This window comes from Limnohabitans sp. 103DPR2 (assembly GCF_001412575.1).
GTDB lineage: Bacteria > Pseudomonadota > Gammaproteobacteria > Burkholderiales > Burkholderiaceae_C > Limnohabitans_A.
Map to the genome: position 1 here is coordinate 1,843,194 of NZ_CP011834.1, position 16,492 is coordinate 1,859,685.

The 16,492-nt window shown below is 51.4% G+C and carries 14 protein-coding genes; 1 reads left to right on the forward strand and 13 read right to left on the reverse strand.

Going from position 1 to position 16,492, the window contains the following annotated elements; genetic code table 11:
* Nucleotides 1-26: 26 nt before the first annotated feature.
* From L103DPR2_RS08925 to L103DPR2_RS08985, 13 genes are all read right to left on the reverse strand, one after another.
* Entirely contained in the window at nucleotides 27-1,043 is a 1,017-nt protein-coding gene (locus L103DPR2_RS08925) for an NADP-dependent oxidoreductase (RefSeq protein ID WP_055360772.1), read from the reverse strand.
* 23 nt (nucleotides 1,044-1,066) lie between these two features.
* Complete coding sequence (locus L103DPR2_RS08930; RefSeq protein ID WP_055360773.1) at nucleotides 1,067-1,495, reverse strand: PaaI family thioesterase; 429 nt, start codon at nucleotides 1,493-1,495, stop codon at nucleotides 1,067-1,069.
* Between the two features lie 3 nt (nucleotides 1,496-1,498).
* On the reverse strand, nucleotides 1,499-2,290 hold the full coding sequence (locus tag L103DPR2_RS08935; RefSeq protein ID WP_055360774.1) for an SDR family oxidoreductase: 792 nt from the start codon (nucleotides 2,288-2,290) through the stop codon (nucleotides 1,499-1,501).
* A 19-nt stretch (nucleotides 2,291-2,309) separates the two neighbouring features.
* Entirely contained in the window at nucleotides 2,310-2,639 is a 330-nt protein-coding gene (locus L103DPR2_RS08940; protein WP_231717614.1) for a Dabb family protein, read from the reverse strand.
* Nucleotides 2,639-4,489, reverse strand: a complete 1,851-nt coding sequence (locus L103DPR2_RS08945; RefSeq protein ID WP_055360775.1) for an acyl-CoA dehydrogenase — start codon at nucleotides 4,487-4,489, stop codon at nucleotides 2,639-2,641. Before L103DPR2_RS08945 ends, L103DPR2_RS08940 begins: the two co-directional genes overlap by 1 nt.
* 90 nt (nucleotides 4,490-4,579) lie before the next feature.
* A complete protein-coding gene (locus L103DPR2_RS08950) occupies nucleotides 4,580-5,755 on the reverse strand; it encodes an acetyl-CoA C-acyltransferase (RefSeq protein ID WP_055360776.1) in 1,176 nt (391 codons plus the stop codon).
* A gap of 15 nt (nucleotides 5,756-5,770) precedes the next feature.
* Nucleotides 5,771-7,882, reverse strand: coding sequence for a 3-hydroxyacyl-CoA dehydrogenase NAD-binding domain-containing protein (locus tag L103DPR2_RS08955; protein WP_055360777.1), 2,112 nt, complete (start codon nucleotides 7,880-7,882; stop codon nucleotides 5,771-5,773).
* 137 nt (nucleotides 7,883-8,019) lie between these two features.
* The gene (locus tag L103DPR2_RS08960; RefSeq protein WP_055361953.1) at nucleotides 8,020-8,715 is read right to left on the reverse strand and encodes an ABC transporter ATP-binding protein; all 696 of its coding nucleotides are present in this window, start codon (nucleotides 8,713-8,715) and stop codon (nucleotides 8,020-8,022) included.
* Between the two features lies 1 nt (nucleotide 8,716).
* Nucleotides 8,717-9,487, reverse strand: coding sequence for an ABC transporter ATP-binding protein (locus tag L103DPR2_RS08965; protein ID WP_055360778.1), 771 nt, complete (start codon nucleotides 9,485-9,487; stop codon nucleotides 8,717-8,719).
* A complete protein-coding gene (locus L103DPR2_RS08970; RefSeq protein ID WP_055360779.1) occupies nucleotides 9,487-10,776 on the reverse strand; it encodes a branched-chain amino acid ABC transporter permease in 1,290 nt (429 codons plus the stop codon). Before L103DPR2_RS08970 ends, L103DPR2_RS08965 begins: the two co-directional genes overlap by 1 nt.
* A gap of 4 nt (nucleotides 10,777-10,780) precedes the next feature.
* A complete protein-coding gene (locus tag L103DPR2_RS08975; RefSeq protein WP_055360780.1) occupies nucleotides 10,781-11,815 on the reverse strand; it encodes a branched-chain amino acid ABC transporter permease in 1,035 nt (344 codons plus the stop codon).
* Nucleotides 11,816-11,905: 90 nt separating this feature from the next.
* Nucleotides 11,906-13,141 (reverse strand): branched-chain amino acid ABC transporter substrate-binding protein, encoded by a 1,236-nt coding sequence (locus tag L103DPR2_RS08980; RefSeq protein WP_055360781.1) that lies wholly within the window; start codon nucleotides 13,139-13,141, stop codon nucleotides 11,906-11,908.
* Between the two features lie 131 nt (nucleotides 13,142-13,272).
* A complete protein-coding gene (locus L103DPR2_RS08985; RefSeq protein ID WP_055360782.1) occupies nucleotides 13,273-14,901 on the reverse strand; it encodes a 3-(methylthio)propionyl-CoA ligase in 1,629 nt (542 codons plus the stop codon).
* Between the two features lie 114 nt (nucleotides 14,902-15,015).
* On the opposite strand from L103DPR2_RS08985, the gene L103DPR2_RS08990 reads away from it, so the two are divergent.
* Entirely contained in the window at nucleotides 15,016-16,485 is a 1,470-nt protein-coding gene (locus L103DPR2_RS08990; protein WP_231717615.1) for a protein adenylyltransferase SelO, read from the forward strand.
* Nucleotides 16,486-16,492: the final 7 nt, after the last annotated feature.

Here is a 16,492-nt window from a genome sequence, read left to right on the forward strand (position 1 = left end):
CTTGGCTTTCGTAAATGGGTATAGATTTAAACCAGTTTCACCAGTTGTTTGCCAAAGTTTTGACCTTTGAGCAAGCCCAAGAAAGCTTCAGGTGCAGAAGCAATGCCTTGCGCAATGGTTTGACGTGGGTTGAATTTGCCACTGGCAATGAGTTCAGCCAATTCAGCCAAGGCTTCAGGCCACACTTCCATGTGCTCACTCACAATGAAGCCTTCAATGGTCATACGGCTTTTCAGGATCAACGTAGGGTTGGTCATGGGCAAAGGCTCTCCGTTGTAGCCTGCAATCATGCCGCACACAGCGACGCGGGAAAAGTCATTGGCGCGCAACATCACGGCATCTAGCACCATGCCGCCCACGTTTTCAAAATGGCCATCAATGCCATTGGGACAGGCATCTCGCAGTGCTTTGGACAAAGAGATGTAATCGGTGTGTTCTTTGTAGTCAACGCAAGCATCAAAGCCCAACTCATTGACCACGTAATCGCATTTGGCTTTGCCACCGGCAATGCCCACCACACGAAAACCACGTGCTTTGGCCAACGCGCCAAACGCGCTGCCCACAGCGCCACTGGCAGCGCTCACTGTGACGGTGGCGCCAGGTTTGGCTTGAATGATTTTGACCAAACCATACCAGGCTGTGACGCCGGGCATGCCCACGGCACCCAGGTAATGGCTGATCGAAATTTTCTCTGCATTCACATGCTTGAGCGCACCCACGGCATCAGCGTTGATCACGCTGTACTCTTGCCAGCCGCCCATGCACAACACGGTTTGACCCACCGTGAATTTGGCGTGCTTGCTCTCTACAACTTCACCCACAGTGCCACCAATCATGGCTTCGCCCAATGGTTGGGGCTGTGCATAATTTTTGCCAGCATTCATGCGACCGCGCATATAAGGGTCAAGGCTCAAGTAATGGTGTTTAACCAAAACTTGTCCGTCTTGCAAAGCAGGTGTTTCTGCGGTGATCAATTTGAAATTGGAAGTTGTTGCTTCGCCTTCAGGACGATTGTCTAAAACGATGATGTGATTGGTCGGCATGTTTGTCTCTTGCTTGAAATTGATTAATCAGTCGAAATGGGCGAAGACACTGACGGGGTACGCTTAACGTACTTGAAGGTCCCTGTGGCATGGGCACACAGTTGACCATCCGCGTCATACACTTTGCCATCTGTGAAGGCCATGGTTTTGGTGCGATGCAGTAGCAAACCTTTGGCCAACAGATGCTCATCGCCGGTGGTTTTGGCGGGGCGCATGAAACTGGTTTTCATTTCAATCGTGACGACGCCCATCTCTTGTTCAACACTGCGTGCAGCCGTGGCCATCACCACATCGAGCAAAGTCATCACAGCCCCGCCATGGGTAATGGCGAAAGAATTGTGATGCTCCGCACGAGGGCTGTAGTGCAACTCTGATGTGCCGTTCTCGAACTTCTCTAATGTGAAGCCAAGGTTGTCCACAAAGGGAATGTGGACGCCAAAGGGAATGCTCATTGCTTAGCCACCAATGATGGCACTCACGCCACCGTCAACAGCCAGCCATTGACCTGTAATGTGCTTGCCGGCCTCGCTGGCGTACAACAGCGTCAAGCCTTTCAAGTCTTCGTCATCGCCTAAACGACGCAAAGGTGCGTGGCTCGCCATGCGATCTGCGCCCATTTTTTCGAGCAAGCCGTAGGTCATTTTGCTGGGGAAGAAGCCTGGACAAATGGCGTTCACGGTAATGCCATGTTGACCCCACTCACCTGCCAGCGCCTTGGTGAAATTGACCACAGCACCTTTGGAGGTGTTGTAGGCGATGGTTTGCATCTCAGGTGGGTTACCGGCCAAGCCCGCAATCGATGCCACATTCAAAATTCGGCCACGACCATTTGGGATCATGGACAAGTTGGCCACTTCTTGTGCCAAGATGAAATAGCCTCGCACATTGAGGTTCATCACTTTGTCCCAAGCGGAGACTGGGTGAACTTCAGCAGCAGCACCCCAAGTGGCGCCTGCGTTGTTAACCAAGATGTCAATGCGACCCATTTTTTTCACGGTCTCTTGTGCCAAACGGCGAATGTCTTCTTCCTTACCGCAGTCTGCTGCAATGAAGTCTGCCTCAATGCCTGCCGCTTTGAGTTCAGCCACGGCTTCTTGCAAATCATCCGCTTTGCGCGAGCTCAACATCAAACGTGCACCGGCTTCACCCAGTGCGTGGGCCATTTGCAGACCCAGACCTCGTGAGCCACCTGTGACCAAAGCCGTTTGACCTGTTAAGTCGAAGAGTTGTTTGACGGTACGTGTCATGTTCAATCCTTTGTAAAAATTAGTTCCAAAAATCCATGCACTGTCGCTTCGCGACAATGGCTTTCATGAAAGGTTTGATGGCGATGTGATCTGGGTGGTTTTGATAAGCGTTCAATGCAGCTGCATCCTTGAAAACAGAATTCAAGATGACATCACAAGTGCAATCGAGACCCTCTGATTTGAGGCCCACTTCAAATAATTCGATGCCGGGCACCAAGCTGGAACAACTCATGAGCACTTCACGCGCTTTCAGCATGTTCTGCGCTTTGGTCTGACCCTCTGCTTCTTCCTTCAAAGTCCACATCACAATGTGACGCAAACCTTGAGGCATGCTTTTCATGTGATTCATCAAAATGCCTCTTCAGATAAGTTGGCACACGTCATGTCGCGATTGCTAACCACATTGAGCCAAGCATCAATCTTGGGCAGTTCATAGCGGTAAAAATATTTTGCAGCTGCTTGTCGGCCTGTTTGTTGAGCCGAAGCCTCACCCCTGCATGAGGCGCTTACGTCCAACCAGATCCAGGCCAATACCAAATGACCGAAGGCTTGTAAATACGGTACCGCATTGGCCAAGGCCTCTTGTGGCTGTCCGGTAGACCAAGCCGACTGGGTGGCTTGAATGACTTTTTGAAGTGCAGAAGTCAGGGCTTTGGCATCATCGGCCAAATCAGAGAGTGCTTGTGCTTTTTGAGCTGTCGCCATCATGCGTGCGGCCAGGAGCTTCACGCCTCTGCCCTCTTCCATCAAGACTTTGCGGCCTAACAAGTCCATGCCTTGAATGCCATGAGTGCCCTCATGAATCATGTTCAGACGGTTGTCGCGCCAGTACTGTTCTACTGGAAAGTCTCGGGTGTAACCGTAGCCACCATGAATTTGAATGGCCAAGCTGTTGGCTTCCAGACACCATTCGCTGGGCCAGCTTTTGGCAATGGGCGTTAACACTTCTAGCAGCAGGCGAGCTTCGTCGGCATTTACAGCTGTACCCGTGTGCTGTTCATCCACCAATTTGGCGCAATACAACTCTAGTGCCAACGCACCTTCGCAATAAGATTTTTGGGCCAGCAACATGCGCTTGATGTCGGCGTGTTCAATGATGCGAACCTGCGCTTGCGCAGCATCCTTCACCACCTTCTGTGAGCCACCGGCAACGGGACGACCTTGTGGGCGGTTTTTGGCGTATTCCAAGCTGGCCTCATAGCCAGCCATGCCCAACATGGTGGCTGCCAAGCCCACGCCGATCCGTGCTTCGTTCATCATGTGGAACATGTAGCCCAAACCACGACCTGGTTCACCGACCAAGTAACCAACAGCACCCGAGCCATCTGAGTCTGTGTTGTCGGTCGAAACTTTGAACTTGCCCTCGCCAAAATTCAGCAGTGTGTTGGTGGTACCACGCCATCCGCATTTGTGATTCAAACCCGCCAGGGCCACATCGTTGCGAACACCCGTCAATTGACCTTCGGTGTTCACCATTTTCTTGGGCACGATGAACAAGGAAATGCCTTTAACGCCAGGAATCAACTTGCCATCAGGACCCGGAATTTTGGCCAAAACCAAATGAATGATGTTTTCGGTGAGTTCATGTTCACCCGCCGAGATCCACATCTTGTTGCCTTTGAGGCGATAGCGCGCACCCAAAGGATCTTGTTGAAATGCAGCACCATCAGGCGTAGCGCGTGTCATGACATCGCTCAATGAAGAGCCTGCTTGAGGTTCAGACAAACACATGGTGCCAGACCAGCGGCCTGAAAATTCGTTGAGTGCAAACACTTTCTTTTGCAATTCCGAACCGTGCGCCATCAGCAAATTGGCATTGCCCACAGTTAACAGGCCCGAGCCCATGCTGACGGACGCCATCGCAAAGAATGTATTGGCAGCTGCTTCTACGGTGTAGGGCAACTGCATGCCACCAATCTCGTAGTCTTGCGCTGCGCTGAGCATGCCGGATGCGGCGTAAGCTTTTTGCGCATCGTGCGTGGCTTGCGGCAAGATCACTTTTTCGCCGTCAAAGCGCGGTTCTTCTGTGTCGACAAGGCGATTGAAAGGCGCATATTTTTCGCGGGCAATTCGCTCGCAAGTGTCCAGTACGGCATCAAAAGTTTCTTGGCTGTGGTCCGCAAAACGTTCGCGTTGTTGCAGTTGGTTAACGTCCAACCATTCGTACAACAAAAAATCCAGCGTAGTCCGAAGGCTCATGTCAAATTGATCTCAGTGAAAATGAAAGCGGGCGGCCTGCATGGATAGCGGGTCGCCCGTGGTTGCTTAGTGGATGCTGAGCGTGTGCGTTTAGAGCACTTCAAAAATACCGCAAGCACCCATGCCACCCCCAATGCACATGGTGACAGCCACACGCTTGGCACCGCGGCGTTTGCCTTCGATCAATGCGTGGCCTGTGAGGCGTTGTCCGCTGACACCGTAAGGGTGACCGACGGCAATGGCGCCACCGTTGACGTTGAGGCGATCGGGGGGAATGCCCAATGTGTCGCGGCAATACAAAACTTGCACCGCAAAGGCCTCGTTCAGTTCCCACAAATCGATGTCGGAAACTTTCAAACCTAAACGTGCCAATGCTTTGGGAACTGCGTAGACAGGGCCAATACCCATTTCGTCAGGTTCGCAACCGGCAACCGCAAAGCCCAAGAAGCGGCCCAGAGGTTTCAAGCCGCGTTGCTCGGCCAATTTTTCGTCCATCAAGACACAAGCGCCTGCGCCGTCTGAAAATTGGCTGGCGTTGCCAGCAGAAATCAAACCACCAGGCAAGGCTGAGCGCAGACCTGAAATGGCTTCAACCGTTGTACCTTCACGCAAACCTTCGTCGACGCTCACGGTCACTTGCTTGGTCATGAGACCCATGGTTTTGTCGATGACACCTGCAGACACCGTGATCGGTGCAATTTCATCGTTGAACAAACCAGCGGCTTGGGCTGCACAAGCTTTTTGTTGGCTGGCCGCACCGTATTCGTCCATGCGGTCACGGCCAATTTTGTAGCGCTTGGCCACTTGTTCTGCCGTCTGCAACATGTTCCAGTAAATTTCTGGCTTCATCTTGGCCAAGGACAAATCTTGCAACATGTGCTGGTTCATTTCCTGCTGAACGCAAGAAATGCTTTCAACACCACCGGCTACATAAACTTGACCTTCGCCAGCAATGATGCGCTGGGCAGCCAAAGCAATGGTCTGCAAGCCTGAAGAGCAAAAACGATTCACGGTCATGCCGGACACAGAAATGGGCAGACCCGCTTTCAATGCAATTTGACGTGCAATGTTGGCGCCTGTGGCACCTTCTGGTGTGGCACAACCCATGATGACGTCTTCAACCTCTGCGGCATCAATGCCAGCACGTTGAACGGCGTGTTGAACTGCATGGCCACCCAATGTGGCGCCATGGGTCATGTTGAAAGCACCTTTCCAGCTCTTGGCCAGAGGTGTGCGAGCGGTCGAAACAATGACGGCGTTGGTCATATTGAATACCTCTGATCAGTTGAATGTTTTGCCGTCTGCCACCAAACGGGCAAGCAGCGGTGCGGGTTGCCAGAAAGCGGCATCGTCGCGTGGGTTTTTGGCAAAGCGTTTCATGGCTTCGGCCACATTGAACAAACCAACTTGGTCTGCGTACAACATGGGGCCGCCGCGGAAGATGGGGAAACCATAACCGGTGAGGTAGACCATGTCGATGTCGGAAGCCTTGCTGGCAATGCCCTCTTCCAAAATGTGTGCTGCTTCATTCACCAAGGAGAACACCAAACGCTGCACGATTTCTTCATCTGAAATTTTGCGCGGTGTAATGCCTTCAGCAGCACGGTGTTTTTCAATCATCTCCACAACCAAGGCACTGGGAATGGCATCACGTTTGCCTGCTTGGTAGTCGTACCAGCCTGCGCCTGTCTTTTGACCGAAGCGGCCCATCTCGCACAAGAGGTCGGCTGTTTTGCTGTACTTCATGCCAGGACGCTCAACATTGCGGCGCTTGCGAATGGCCCAGCCAATGTCGTTGCCGGCCAAGTCGCCCATGCGGAATGGGCCCATGGCGAAACCGAACTTTTCAACGGCTTTGTCAACTTGTGCAGGCGTACAACCTTCTTCAATCAGGAAACCAGCTTGACGGCTGTATTGCTCAATCATGCGATTGCCGATGAAACCGTCGCACACGCCGGACACCACGGCTGTCTTCTTGATTTTTTTGCCCAAAGCCATCACGGTGGCCAGCACTTCTTTGCTGGTTTTGGCACCGCGAATGACTTCCAACAATTTCATGACGTTGGCAGGGCTGAAGAAGTGCATGCCCACCACGTCCTCTGGACGCTTGGTGAAAGATGCAATTTTGTTGACGTCCAAAGTCGATGTGTTGGAGGCCAAAATAGCACCAGGCTTCATCACTTCGTCGAGTTTCTTGAAGACAGCTTCTTTCACGCCCATCTCTTCAAACACGGCTTCGATGACCAAGTCGGCGCTGCCAATGTCGTCGTAGCTCAGAGTGGTGGTGAGCAAAGCCATACGCTGTTCGTATTTGTCTTGCTTCAACTTGCCCTTCTTCACTTGCGCTTCGTAGTTCTTGCGAATGGTGGCCACACCGCGGTCCAAAGCTTCTTGCTTCATTTCGAGCATCTTGACAGGAATGCCTGCGTTCAAGAAGTTCATGGAAATGCCGCCACCCATGGTGCCCGCGCCAATGACGGCCACAGACGCGATGGTGCGCTTGGGTGTGTCACTTGGCACATCTGGAATTTTGGATGCGGCGCGATCGGCCATGAAAATATGGCGCAATGCACGGCACTCAGGTGTCCACATGAGGTTGGTAAAGATTTCACGCTCAAAGACCATGCCGTCTTCAAATTTTTTCTTCGTAGCCGCTTCAACCGCATCCACACACTTGGGTGGCGCTGGGTAGTTTTTGGCCATGCCTTTGACCATGTTGCGAGCGAACTGGAAGTAAGCGTCACCTTGGGGGTGTTTGCAAGGCAAATTGCGAACCAATGGCAGCGCAGAACCGTCAGCGTGTTGTGCAGCCAATTCTTTAGCGTAGGCCATTGCTTCAGCGGCCAAAGACTCGGCAGAAGTGGCCATGCGATCAAACAACTTTTGACCTGGCAACATGGCCAGCATTTCGCTGTTAATGGGTTCACCGCTGACAATCATGTTGAGGGCTGGTTCGACACCCAACACGCGTGGCAAACGCTGTGTACCGCCAGCGCCGGGAATCAGGCCCAACTTCACTTCAGGCAGTGCCACTTTGCAGCCAGGTGCTGCTATGCGGTAATGGCAACCCAATGCCAACTCCAAACCACCGCCCATGGCAACGGAGTGAACAGCGGCCAAGACGGGCTTGGCAGAGTTTTCGCAGGCGCGAATGACGCTGAGCAGGTTGGGCTCTTGGATCGCTTTGGGTGATCCAAATTCATTGATGTCGGCACCGCCAGAAAAAGCGTTGCCAGCACCCGTGATGATGATGGATTTAACGGCAGCGTCACTGTTGGCTTGGGTCAAGCCGTTGGTGATGCCGACGCGAGTTGCAAGTCCTAGCCCATTGACGGGAGGGTTGCTCATGGTAATCACGGCCACATCGCCAATGACTTTGTATTCAGCGGTCATGCTGTTTTCCTCTAAAGGTGGTGTCAATCCCAAAATAGAACGGGCGTTCTATTTTGGCTAATTCTAGGGTGTTTCGGCGTGTGTGTGTAGGGGGTTTGTCGCTCATGGGACCTTGTTTTTCGCCCCATCAAAGCGCCTTAAACCTCTAACCACTCCTTGCGGATGTAGGTATTGGCATTCAGTTCGTCTGGCGTACCTTCAAACACAATGCTGCCATGGCCCATGACCAAAGCACGGTCTGAGATTTTCATGGCGATGGTGAGCTTTTGCTCGATGAGCAAAACGGAAATGCCACGATCCTTGAGCTTTTTGAGGTATTGGCCAACCAACTCCACAATTTTGGGCGCCAAACCCTCTGTCGGTTCATCAATGATGATGAGATCAGGGTCGCCCATCAGGGTGCGGCACAAGGTCAGCATTTGCTGCTCGCCACCCGACAATACGCCCGCCTCTGTGTGCTGACGCTCCAACAAACGAGGGAACATTTGGTACATGTCGTCAAAACTCCAACGACTGCCTTTGCCTGAACCCTTCTGCCCCAACAGTAAATTCTGATGAACCGTGAGTTTGGGGAAAATGTCGCGATTTTCTGGAACGTAACCTAAGCCCAAGTGCGCAATCTCAAAGGCTTTTTTGCCAACAATGGCTTGCCCCTTCCAATCAATTTGACCTTGGCAATCAACCAAGCCCATGATGGCCTTTGCGGTTGTCGACCTGCCAGAACCGTTTCGACCCAAAAGCGCCACAATTTCACCAGGTTTGACACCAAAGCTAACGCCATGCAACACATGGCTTTTGCCGTAAAAAGCGTGAAGATTATCAATGTGCAACATGTCAGTGGCCTCCCGCTTGTTCATCAGCCACGTGAGAGCCCAAATAAGCTTCTTGGACACGCGCATTCGACCTGACAGCTTCGGGTGTATCAAAGGCTATCACCTCGCCATAGACCACCACAGCAATTTTGTCTGCCAATCCAAACACGACACCCATGTCGTGCTCCACCGTCAACAGCGTTTTGCCAACGGTCACTTCTTTGATCAAGCTGATGAAGCGACTTGTTTCACTTTTGCTCATGCCCGCTGTGGGTTCGTCTAGCAAAATGACATTGGAACCACCCGCGATGGTGATGCCAATCTCCAACGCACGTTGTTCTGCATAGGTCAGGTTCATGGCGAGCAAATCACGCTTTTTGTCGAGGCGGATCATTTCCATGTACTTCTCAGCCAGTTCGTTGGCGTCTTTCAAACCTGACAAGAATTTCAGGAAGGTGTACTTGTAACCTAGGCTCCACAACACCGCACAACGCAAGTTTTCAAACACGCTGAGTTTTGGAAAGATGTTGGTGATTTGGAAACTTCTCGACAAGCCCATGCGATTGATTTCGTAGGGGGCTTTGTGATCGATGCGTTGACCATTGAGCAAAATTTCACCGCTGGTTGGGCCGAATCGTCCACTGATCAAATTGAACAAGGTTGATTTGCCAGCGCCATTGGGACCAATGATGGCAACACGCTCACCCGCGTTCACCGCCAAATTGGCACCGCGAATGATTTCTGTTTTTCCGAAGTTTTTTCGGAGATCTATGAGTTCTAGCGCATAAGACATCACGCTGTCTCCCGACGTTTAATTTCTTTTTCAATGTCGATTTGGATGTCGCCCCATTCAATCAAGAAGTGACGGCGTGCTGCTTCAAACAAGCCCAAGCCAGTGAGCATGACAAATGCAGCACCAAACCAGCTGTCAACACCTTTGGCATTCAAAGTGACGCCCATGAACTTCAAGGTGTCACCCAAAGCAGAGTTCAGTTGCAGGTGGTAAACCATTTCGATCATGGCACCCGCACCAATCAGCGCAACAAAGGCTGTGACAAAGAGACCCAAATAACTGACCCAAATTTGTTTGAGTTTGCCAAACGCAGCAACGCGCAGGTTCATCATGATCAGACTGGCTATACCACCAGGCGCATACATCACCATGAACAAGAACAACAAGCCCAAGTACAAGAGCCAGGCTTTGGTTAACTCAGACAAGAGCACAAATGCCAGGACCATGAGTACACCGCCGATGATGGGTCCAAAGAAGAAGGTGGCGCCCCCTAAAAAGGTAAAGAGCAAGTAACCGCCTGAGCGGCCAGCCCCGACCACTTCCGCAGTGACAATTTCAAAGTTGAGTGCGCCGAGGCCACCTGAAATGCCCGCGAAAAAGCCAGCAATGATGAAGGCAAAGTAACGCACACGTTGTGTGTTGTAGCCAATGAATTCGACACGTTCAGGGTTGTCGCGCACGGCATTCAAAATGCGGCCCAGAGGTGTTTGCGTAAAGGCATACATCAAGGCCACACACACAAAGGTGTAGATGGCAATCAAATAATAAATTTGGATTTGCGGACCAAAGGTGATGCCCATGAAAGCTTGACCTGCAACACGGTTGCCCGAGATGCCGGCTTCACCACCAAAGAATTCAGAGAACATCAAGGACATGGCAAACACCAGTTCTGCTACGCCCAAAGTGATCATGGCAAAGGGGGTGCCCGCCTTTTTGGTGGTGACATAACCCAAAAGCACAGCAAAGCCAATACCCGCAAGCCCGCCCACCAATGGGATGAGGCTCACAGGAATATGGGAATGACCGCCACTGATTGAGTTCAACGCGTGAATGGCGACAAAAGAGCCAAGGCCTGTGTAAACCGCATGGCCAAAACTCAACATGCCGCCCTGCCCCAACAACATGTTGTAGGACAAGCAAGCAATGATGGCAATGCCCATTTGAGCCAGCATGGTGCCGGACAAATTGCTGGTGAAGACCAGAGGGGCAAAGATCAAGACAATGGCAAACAAGCTCCAGATCACCCATCTGCCAACGTTGTAAGGTTTGAATTTGTAGGTACTGCTCATGACATCATCCTTCTCGGGTCCCTAAGAGTCCCTTTGGACGGAAAATCAAAATCAAAACCAAGAACAAGTACGGCAAGATGGGCGCCACTTGCGACACGGTCAGTTTCAAGATGGGGTTGTTCATCAGGGCTTCGGACAAGCTGAAGCCCAAATTTTTGGCAACGCTGATGAACGAATAGTCAAATGCGATGGCAAAGGTTTGAATCACTCCAATGAGGACGGAAGCCAAAAAGGCGCCAGACAATGAGCCCATGCCGCCCACCACCACCACCACGAAAATAACGGATCCCACCGTGGCCGCCATGGCAGGTTCAGTGACAAAAGTGCTTCCGCCGATGACGCCAGCCAGACCCGCCAAACCAGTGCCTGCGCCAAAGACCATCATGAACACACGCGGCACATTGTGTCCAAGCGACTCGACTGTTTCTGGGTGCGTTAAAGCGGCTTGAATGACCAAGCCAATGCGAGTTTTGGTGAGTAGCAACCACAATGACAACAGCATGAGCAAGGCAACGATCATCATGAAGCCTCGAGTTGCTGGAAATGGTGTGCACACCAAGCGAACGGCAGCGTCTGCAGATTTGCACATTTCTGCCGGCGCTGCACCCCATACCAATTGCATACCTTGGATTGAATGATTGACCAAGGTGAAAGCAGAGCCTTTAAGTAATTCGGGCGGTACAAACTCTACGGCTGTTCGACCCCAAATGAGTTGCACCAACTCATAGACGATGTAGGACAAACCAAATGTCACCAGAAGTTCGGGGACGTGACCAAACTTGTGAACTTTTCGCAAGGTCAGGCGTTCAAATACAACGCCAACCCCGCCAACCAAAATAGGTGCTACCAACAAAGCAGGCCAAAAACCTATGACGCTGGTAAGCGTGTAACCAAAATACGCACCAATCATGTAGAAAGATGCATGGGCGAAATTCAAAACGCCCATCATGCTGAAGATCAGGGTCAAGCCCGAACTCAGCATGAATAACAACAACCCGTAGCTCAATCCATTGAGCATGGAGATGATGAAGAACTCCATAAAACTACTTTCCGCCATCCATGGCAAGTCGCAACAAACAAGAAGGGCCCGACCCCCTGAGGAGCGGGCCCTTCCGAAGACTTACATCAATTAACCTGGACGCTTCATTTGGCAGCTTGTGGGCGTGCTTGAAATGTAGGAAGGGAACTCCTTCACTGGAACCAAGGTCATGCCTGTGTTCTCAACGCTGTAGTTGTATTTCTTGTCAACTTTGCTCCAGACGGTGAGGTACAGGGGCTGCTGCAGTTGGTGGTCGGTTTTGCGCATTTCGACTTCACCGTTGAACACGCTGGTGCTCTTGATACCTTCAAGGGCAGCGGCAACTTTCACAGGGTCTGTCGACTTGGCTTTGGCCATGGCATCACCCAAGGTTGCAAAGATGCTGTGAACTGAGCCGGTGTAGAAGTCGTCATTGAACTTGGCTTTGAATTCATCTTGCCATTTGTCCATCTGACCACCCATTTTGTAGTGACCGTAGGCGATTTGGAAGACTCGGCCTTCGCCGTTTTTGCCCAAAGCTGTAGGCGTACCTGTGACACCTGTGTAGTAAGTGTAGAAGTTGCCGTTGTAACCGCCTTCATTGGCTGCCTTCACTAGCAATGCCAAGTCAGAGCCCCAGTTGCCCGTCACAACAGTGTCTGCGCCAGAAGCTTTGATTTTGGCAATGTAGGGAGCAAAGTCGCGAACTTGCGCCAAGGGGTGCAAATCTTCACCCACGATTTGAACGTCAGGACGCTTACGGCTGATGCCCTCTTTGAAGAACTTGGCCACTTGGTGACCATGTGAATAGTTTTGATTCAGCAAGAAGATTTTCTTGGTTTCAGGACGATCCTTCATGAAGGTCGTCAGGGCTTCCATCTTCATGGATGTGTCTGCGTCATAGCGGAAGTGCCAATAGCTGCACTTGCTGTTGGTGAAGTCGGGATCCACCGCTGAGTGGTTCAAGAAAATGATTTCTTTACCAGGGTTGCGTTCGTTGTGTTTGTTGACAGCTTCAATGAGTGCACCCGCCACACCAGAGCCATTGCCCTGTGTGATGTAACGGATACCTTGATCGGTTGCGGCCTTCAACACGTTCAAGCTTTCAGCGGGGCTCAGCTTGTTGTCAAAGCCAACCACTTCGAACTTCACGCCTGCAGGGTTGATCTTGCTGTATTTCTCAGCAAAGAACTGGAAGCTTTTGAGTTGATTGTTGCCCACAGGTGCCATGAGGCCAGACAAGGGGTCAATCCATGCGATTTTGACGGTTTCGCCCTTTTGAGCAAAAGCACCGAAAGCACACATTGCCAAAGAGGCAACAGCGATAGAACGAACTGCAAATTTCATATTTAGCTCCAACTGTTATGAAAAACTCTAACGGGTGTCAGCGTAACGCTTTTGTAAGTTTTACTGGTCGGGGTTTGCCCTAGGCGGTATCGCCCACGTGACTCACACAAAAGCACCAAGCTTGACGTCCATCAAAGGCTAGGCAATTTGTAACCTGAAAGTTGTTCACGCAGTTTTGTTTTCAGCATTTTTCCCGTTGCGCCCAAAGGGATTGCTTCGACAAAAATGGCGTCATCTGGTATTTGCCATTTCGCAGTTTTGCCCTCATAAAATTTGAGCATTTCTGCCGAGCTCAAGGCGCTGCCGGGTTTTTTGACCACGCACACCACAGGTCTTTCGTCCCACTTCGGATGCGGCATGCCAATGCAAGCCGCCATGGCGACGTCGGGATGGGCCATGGCAATGTTTTCAATGTCAATGGAGCTGATCCATTCTCCGCCGGACTTGATCACATCCTTGCTTCGGTCTGTGATTTGCATGAAGCCATCTTCATCGATGGTGGCCACATCACCGGTTGGGAACCATCCGTCGATCAATGGGGGTGGGCCTTCTTGCTTGAAATATTCACGAATGATCCAAGGTCCTTTGACGAGCAAATCACCGTATGTTTTTCCGTCGTGCGGCAATGTCTCACCAGCATCGTTGACGATTTTCATGTCAACACCAAAGATGGCGCGGCCTTGCTTCAAGCGCAATTTCATTTGTGCTTCTGCAGGCAAACTGAGGTGTTTGTTTTTCAATGTGCAAAGCGTGCCCAAGGGGCTCATTTCAGTCATGCCCCATGCGTGCAAAACGTCAACGCCATAGTCATCACGGAAAGCATTGATCATGGCGGGCGGGCAAGCTGAACCCCCAATCACAGTTCGCTTCAATGAACTGAATTTCAAATGGGCAGGTTTCATGTGACCCAGCAGCATTTGCCAAACGGTGGGTACGCCCGCAGCAAAGGTCACCTTCTCTGCTTCAATCAATTCATAGACCGACTTGCCATCCAAGGCAGGGCCAGGAAAGACCAATTTAGCGCCTGTCATGGCTGCGCTGTAGGGAATACCCCATGCGTTCACATGGAACATGGGCACGACAGGCAAGATCGCATCGCGCGCTGAAATGCACATGACATCAGGCAAGGCAGCTGCATAGGCATGGAGCAAAGTCGATCGGTGACTGTACAAAGCCGCCTTGGGGTTGCCTGTGGTGCCGCTGGTGTAGCACATGCTAGACGCAGAGTTTTCATCTAATTGCGGCCAAACATAAGTCTTTGCTTGTTGTCCAATCAGAGTTTCATAACTGGTCAGATTCGGGATGCCTGTGTCCGCTGGCAATTTATCGGCATCGCAAAGAGCAACCCAGTGCTTCACGGTCGTGCAACGCGCATGAACCGCTTGCACCAAAGGTAAGAATGTCATGTCAAAGCAGAGAATTTGATCCTCTGCATGGTTGGCAATCCACACCACCTGATCTGGATGCAATCGGGGGTTCAGCGTATGCAGAACGCGTCCAGAGCCGCTCACCCCAAAATACATCTCAAGGTGACGGTAGCCATTCCATGCCAACGTGGCAACACGATCGCCCTGCATCAGCCTCAAGCCGTCTAAGGCATTGGCCAATTGCCGAGATCGATTCGCCACATCAGCCCAGGTATAGCGATGCACATCGCCTTCAACACGTCGAGAAACTACTTCACCGTCGCCATGGTGGCGTTCAGCAAAATCAATCAAAGAAGAAATCAGCAAAGATTGCTGTTGCATGAGTCCGAACATATCTGCCTTTACATCTCAAAATGAACAACAAATCGCTTTTTAGCATGAGACCTTGGTGCTTGGTGTATACCCTGTATCTCGATGGGTTCATCCAAAGACACCGACAATCCGAAAATGACCTGGATCAACCAATATGCTGCCTTGGGACCTGCCTTCACAGTAGAAGTCTTGCCCACACCTGTACCAGCCCCCTACTGGGTGGCCCAAAATCCAAGCTTTTTGAAGGCTTGTGGCTTGCCAGACGCATGGCTTGACTCCGAAGAAGCCTTGGCGGTTTTCAGTGGGAATGGGTTATGGGAAGGCATGGCGCCGCGCGCCAGTGTTTACAGCGGTCACCAATTCGGCCATTGGGCTGGACAATTGGGTGATGGCCGTGCCTTGAGCCTAGGGGAGTTTGCAACGCCTCAAGGCTCATTTGAAATTCAGCTCAAAGGCGCTGGTCAAACACCGTTTTCCAGAATGGGGGATGGGCGCGCCGTTTTAAGGTCTAGCATTCGAGAGTACTTGTGCAGTGAAGCCATGGCTGGCTTGGGTGTACCCACCACACGGGCACTGTGCTTAACCGGCTCTTCATTGCCCGTACTTAGGGAAGAACCTGAAACAGCGGCCATTGTGACGCGCGTTGCGCCCAGCTTCATCCGCTTTGGTCACTTTGAACATTTTGCAAATCAATCGGCCCATCCCGATGCCTTAAAGCATTTGGCCGATTTTGTCATTGAACATCATTTTGAAGGTCAAGAAATCAGCTTGGGAAATCCTTATGCAGACTTGCTACATGAAGTGAGTTTGAAAACAGCGCAATTGGTGGCGCAATGGCAAGCCATAGGGTTTTGTCATGGTGTTTTGAACACCGACAACATGAGCATTTTGGGGCTGACTTTGGACTATGGCCCCTTCCAGTTCATGGACGGTTTTCATCCGCACCACATCTGCAATCATTCTGACCATTCAGGCCGCTACGCTTACGACAAGCAACCGCAAATCGCCTACTGGAATCTGTTTTGTTTAGGTCAAGCGTTGATGCCTCTGATCGACGATCAAGAATTGGCCATGAAGGCATTAGAGCCCTACAAAGAAGCTTACACAGCCCACTGGACACACAACTTCTGCATGAAACTGGGCTTGTCACAAGTCAATGAAGAAGACGATGCCGCCAACATGGCCCTGATTCAATCCTTGCTACAAATGATGGCGACAGAAAGAACAGACTTCACGCTGCTTTGGCGCCGTCTCAGTCATGCGGCATCTCAGACCCAGCAGTCGCACGACGCATGGCAAGCTGTGAAGGATTTATTCTTAGACACAGGCAAGTTTCAAGATTGGCAAAACAACTACATGGCGCATTTGCAGCACCAAGGCGATATCGAAGCCGTGCAAGGCATGCTCTCTGTCAATCCCAAGTTCGTGCTGCGCAACCACTTGGTGGAATTGGCCATCCAAAAATCCAAGTTAGGCGACCATTCTGAGGTGGCTAAACTCTTCAAATTGTTGCAGTCACCGTTTGACGAACAACCCGAGTTTGAAGCCTATGCCAACTTGCCCCCCTCTTGGGCCTCTGAGATCGAAATCAGTTGCTCTTCTTAATGTGACA